At 60.3% G+C, this 4,879-nt stretch carries 7 protein-coding genes and 1 pseudogene; 4 read left to right on the forward strand and 4 right to left on the reverse strand.

The features are described 5' to 3' along the window. On the reverse strand, positions 1-220 hold a 220-nt coding region (locus L9Z73_RS25310; RefSeq protein ID WP_247406965.1), incomplete at its 3' end, for a VOC family protein. Positions 221-325: 105 nt separating this feature from the next. Between L9Z73_RS25310 and L9Z73_RS25315 the strand changes: the two genes are divergently transcribed. Continuing rightward, a complete protein-coding gene (locus tag L9Z73_RS25315; protein WP_247406968.1) occupies positions 326-565 on the forward strand; it encodes a CopG family ribbon-helix-helix protein in 240 nt (79 codons plus the stop codon). Further along, entirely contained in the window at positions 555-839 is a 285-nt protein-coding gene (locus L9Z73_RS25320) for a type II toxin-antitoxin system RelE/ParE family toxin (RefSeq protein ID WP_247406971.1), read from the forward strand. The genes L9Z73_RS25315 and L9Z73_RS25320 overlap by 11 nt, the downstream gene beginning before the upstream one ends. A 7-nt stretch (positions 840-846) precedes the next feature. Here the strand turns inward: L9Z73_RS25320 and L9Z73_RS25325 are convergent. The 3 genes and pseudogenes from L9Z73_RS25325 to yiaY form a co-directional block, all read right to left on the reverse strand. After that, positions 847-966: pseudogene (locus L9Z73_RS25325) on the reverse strand (LysR family transcriptional regulator); the annotation flags it as partial. Positions 967-1,008: 42 nt separating this feature from the next. Then, positions 1,009-1,683, reverse strand: coding sequence for an NAD(P)H-binding protein (locus tag L9Z73_RS25330; protein WP_247406973.1), 675 nt, complete (start codon positions 1,681-1,683; stop codon positions 1,009-1,011). A 107-nt stretch (positions 1,684-1,790) separates the two neighbouring features. Then, a complete protein-coding gene (gene yiaY / locus L9Z73_RS25335; RefSeq protein WP_247406975.1) occupies positions 1,791-2,939 on the reverse strand; it encodes an L-threonine dehydrogenase in 1,149 nt (382 codons plus the stop codon). 123 nt (positions 2,940-3,062) lie between these two features. Here yiaY and L9Z73_RS25340 point away from each other — a divergent pair, with 123 nt between their 5' ends. Then, positions 3,063-4,079 (forward strand): DUF4917 family protein, encoded by a 1,017-nt coding sequence (locus L9Z73_RS25340; RefSeq protein ID WP_247406979.1) that lies wholly within the window; start codon positions 3,063-3,065, stop codon positions 4,077-4,079. Between the two features lie 110 nt (positions 4,080-4,189). Further along, positions 4,190-4,729 carry an RNA polymerase sigma factor gene (locus L9Z73_RS25345; RefSeq protein ID WP_247406995.1) on the forward strand — a complete coding sequence of 180 codons (540 nt, stop codon included), beginning with the start codon at positions 4,190-4,192 and terminating at the stop codon, positions 4,727-4,729. The last annotated feature ends 150 nt before the right edge of the window (positions 4,730-4,879 follow it).

Below are 4,879 nucleotides of genomic sequence, written 5' to 3' on the forward strand. Positions count from 1 at the left end.
CGCTCGCACCGACCGTGAAGGCGGCGTGGGTGTATTCGGCCGCCGGCGCCGAGGGGCGTAGCGGGTCAAGGGACAGGCACAGCCACAACCCGGGCAATGACAGGTAGGCGCCGTGGTCCCAGGTGGCGTCGAGGCGAAGTTGCAGCAGGTCATGGTAGAAGCTGACGCTGCGTGGCAGATCGGTGACGGCCAGGGTCAAGTGGTTGAGGCCGGTGAGCATGAAAACATCCTTTTCCGTTTCAACTCTGCGCAGACGAACGGCGCAGAAGCGTGCGCCAACTACGATGTAGTATGTTGCACTACATCCCACTACATCGAGGCACTTATGTCGGTTATGTCCTTACGCATACCGGAAGATATCGCCGATACGCTCGCCAGTCTCGCCAAGGCTACCGGGCGCAGCAAATCCTTTCTGGCGGTCGATGCCATACGTGAATACTTGACGCGTGAAGCCTGGCAAATCGAGGAAATCCAAAAAGCCTTGCAAGAGGCCGACGCCGGTGATTTTGCGAGTACCGCTGACGTGAAAGCCATCGCTGACAAATGGCGTAAGCATGCAAGTTGAGTGGCTGAGAACAGCACTGCGCAACCTCGATGAAGAAGCCGCTTACCTTGCTCAGGAAAACCCCAAAGCTGCGCACGAATTTGTGCAGGCCATGCTAACGGGACTCGAGCGCGTGGCGGAGTTTCCCTCAATGGGTAAAGAGGGGCGTATTCCCGGCACTCGGGAATGGGTAGTGCCTAAATGGCCTTATATCGTTCCGTATCGTATTCGAGATGGACGGCTACAGGTCATGCGGATATTTCATACCCGACGCCAGCCACCAAAATCCTGGTAATACGGGTTTACGCACGCAATACCTTTTGCACCAGCTCCTTCAGCCACTGCAACCCCGAATCCCCAACCCGCCGCGCATGCCACGCCAGCTCAAACGCAAACGACGGAATATGAAACGGCGCCGCCACGCCCGCCTGCGCACTGGCGACGGCGGGCTGATCAGCCGTTATTCAGGAATTGCCGGCCGCCAGCCGATGGATCTCGGCTTGCTCCACCACCGGCTGCGGCGCTCCGTTACGCACCGCCGCCAACATCGCACGGCCGATGGTCTCGGTGCTGACTACCCAGCCTGGCTTTATCCGACGCACCAACGAGAGCAACGGCCCGAATACCGTATAGAACAACTGGTACAACGGCGTCTTCGAACGCACGCCGTGCAACGGCTGAATTACCCCCGGCCGGAACAAATACACCGCCTTGAACGGCAGGCGCAGCAAGGCATTCTCGGTCTTGCCCTTGACCCGCGCCCACATCGACTGGCCCGCTTCGGAACTGTCGGTGCCGGCGCCGGACACATAGATAAACGTCATCTGCGGATTGAGCCGCGCCAGGGTGCTGGCGGCGACAAGGGTCAGATCATAGGTGAGATGGGTGTAGCGGGTTTCATTCATCCCCGCCGATGAAACACCGAGGCAAAAGAAACAGGCATCGAAGCCTTGCAGCAGGTTCTCCAGAGGTTGGAAATCCAGCATGTCCGCGTGCAGCACCTGATGCAGTTTGCCGTGCTCCTGCGTCAACGGCGTGCGGCCGACGGCGACGACTTCCTGCACGTCAGCGGCCAGCAGGCACTCGCGCAGAACGCCCTGGCCGACCATGCCGGTGGCACCGAATAACAGAACTCTCATAAGGGGACCTCAGCGGCAAGCCGCAAGCTTCATGCTCAAGTTGAATACGTGCAAGATTCACACCTTAACAGCTTGTAGCTCAATGCTTGCAGCCCGCGACCGCCCCGTCAGAACGCGCTGCGGAAAATCTCCTCAATCTGACGCTGATCCGCCCGCCGCGGATTGGTCAGCCCACACGCGTCCTTCAGCGCATTGGTGGCGAGCAGCGGAATGTCCTGCAATTTGGCGCCCAGTTCACGCAGGCCAGCGGGAATTTCAACGTCCTTAGACAAAGCACGAATGGCCGCGATGGCGGCCTGGGCGCCTTCTTCTGGCGAGTTGCCGGTGATGTCCGCACCCAGCGCACGGCCGACGTCGCTCAGGCGTTTGGCACTGACGCTGGCGTTGAAACTTTGCACATGAGGCAGCAGCACCGCGTTGCACACGCCGTGGGGCAAGTCATACAGGCCGCCCAGTTGGTGGGCCATGGCATGCACGAAGCCCAGGGAGGCGTTGTTGAACGCCATGCCGGCGAGGAACTGTGCGTAGGCCATGTTTTCCCGGGCGGCCTTGTCGCTGCCGTCGCGTACCGCCAGGCGCAGGTTGGCGCTGATCAGTTCAATGGCCTTGATCGCGCAGGCGTCGGTGATCGGCGTGGCGGCCGTGGACACGTAGGCTTCGATGGCATGGGTCAGGGCGTCCATGCCGGTGGCGGCGGTGAGGCCCTTGGGCATGCCGACCATCAGGGACGGGTCGTTAACCGACAGCAGCGGCGTGACGTTGCGGTCGACGATGGCCATTTTCACGTGGCGGGTTTCGTCGGTGATGATGCAGAAGCGGGTCATCTCACTGGCGGTGCCAGCGGTGGTGTTGATCGCCACCAGCGGCAGTTGTGGCTTGCTGGATTGGTCGACACCTTCGTAGTCGCCGATATGCCCGCCGTTGGTCGCGCACAGCGCGATGCCCTTGGCGCAGTCATGGGGCGAACCGCCGCCCAGGGACACCACGAAATCACAGGCGCTCTGCTGCAGCAGCGCGAGGCCTTTCTCGACGTTGTCCACATTGGGGTTGGGCTTGGCGCCGTCGTAGATCACCGAGTCGATGTCCTGCATCGCGAGTTTTTCGGCAATCATACTGGCCACGCCCGCCTTGGCCAGGCCGGCGTCGGTGACGATCAGGGCCTTGCGAAAACCGTAGTTGCGAATGGCGACCATCGCGTCGTCAAGGCAGTCTGTGCCCATGATGTTGACGGCGGGGATGAAGAAGGTGCTGCTCATGGCGAATCCTCAGAGGCGTTATGCCGACAGCATCAACCGTCATCACATGGCCCATCTTGATCAGGATCAATCCACGCTCGTGATAAAGTCACCGCCCCGCCGATTTTGAGTAGACCCGCCGCAATGAAGGATTTCCAGGATATTGACGCCCACCTTGAAGACTGGAGCGCACTGCGCAGCGCTATCGATTTCAATGGGATTCTGATCGGCAACGGCGCCAGCCGGGCGATTTGGGAAGACTTTGCCTACGACTCGCTGTTCGAAAACGCGCGCACCGTTGAAGAGAAACCCTTGAGCCAATCCGAGCTGAGCGTGTTCGACGCCCTGCAAACCCGCAGTTTCGAGCAGGCCCTGAGCGCGTTGAAAACCACCAGCCGGGTCAACAAAGCCCTGGCAGTCAGTTCGGCGGCACCGCGCAATCGCTACTACGCGATCAAGGAAGCGTTGATCAACACCATCCACGCCGTACACATTCCGTGGCGCCTGGTGCAGCCGTCGACGCTGGCGACAATCAACGCGGAGCTGACCAACTACTCCACGGTGTTCACCAGCAACTACGACTTGCTCAACTACTGGGCGATCCTGCACACCCCCGGCATCGATGACCTGTTCCGCAGCGCCGACGCCAGCTTCGACCTGCGCGACACCCGCACCGACACCACGCGCATCCTCTACCTGCACGGTGGCCTGCACCTGGTGCGCAACCTCGACGGTACCGCACGTAAATTGCCCACCACCGACAGCACCCTGCTCAGCAGTTTTGCGATCAACAACACGATCAAGACCCTGGACGATGTGCCGTTGTTTGTCAGTGAGGGCAAGGTGGAGGAGAAGCTCAAGACCATCCGCAGTTCGGATTATCTGTCGTTCTGCTATGAGCAATTGCTCGGCCACGAGGGTGCGCTGTGCATCTTCGGCCATGACCTGGGGCCGCAGGACAAACACCTGGTGGATGCGATTCGCCAGGCCAGGGTGACGACCCTCGCGATCGCGGTATCGGGGCGCAGTGATGGGTTTATCCGCCAGCAGAAGCGGCGGTATTCGCAGTTGTTTGACGGCAGCGGCGTGGCGTTGAGATTCTTTGCCGCGCGCACCCATGCGCTGGGCAATTCTGCACTGTCGGTGCCGGTCGAACGCTGAGATCCTGAGCGGCTCCCACAAGGTCAGTGTATTTGCCTGGAGACAAACGACAATAATTCTCGATATCATTTGCGACTTTTCTACGTCGTGCTTCGTCAAGAAGGATATCCATGTCGCGTCCCAAGCCCGACCCGCTGTCGGCCGATGCCTTTCGCGGGTTTTATGCAGATATCCTGTATTTCCTGCGCAAGCGCACGGACAACGCCAGCGACGCAGCGGACATGACCCAGGATGTCTTTACCCAATGGCTGGACTACCGCGACCGGGCCAAGGTTGAGCAGCCGCGGGCGTTTCTGTTCCAGATGGCGCGCAACCTGTTGCGCGATCACTGGCGCAAACAGAAGGTGCGGCAGAGCGTCCACGCAGATCAAGCCGAAAGGGATGCCGAGCCGGTCATTGACGAGCAGAACGAGCCCATGGCCGCAGCGCTTCGCCTGCAACGCCTGGAACAGTTGAAAGAAGTCCTCGCCGAACTCTCGCCCCGCAGGCGAGAAGCCCTTATGCTGCATCGCTTCGAAGGTATGAGTCAGGCACAGATATCCGAACGCATGGGCATTTCGACCAGCATGGTGGAAAAGCACATCGCGTTTGCCCTGCTGCATTGCAAGCGACGCCTTCAACCTGACCCCGGCACGGAGCAGCCAGTATGAACCGCCTGAGCGACATCGACGCCCTGGACGGCGGCGACGACGACGATGCACTCGTTTCAGGCAGCGGCCATACGGTATTACATGGGGGCAATGGCAATGACCTCCTTATAGGGCACGACCGCACGACTTTCTATACAGGGAAAGGCCGCA

The sequence above is a fragment of the Pseudomonas emilianonis genome, assembly GCF_023072625.1.
In the GTDB taxonomy this organism is placed as follows: Bacteria; Pseudomonadota; Gammaproteobacteria; order Pseudomonadales; family Pseudomonadaceae; genus Aquipseudomonas; species Aquipseudomonas paraveronii.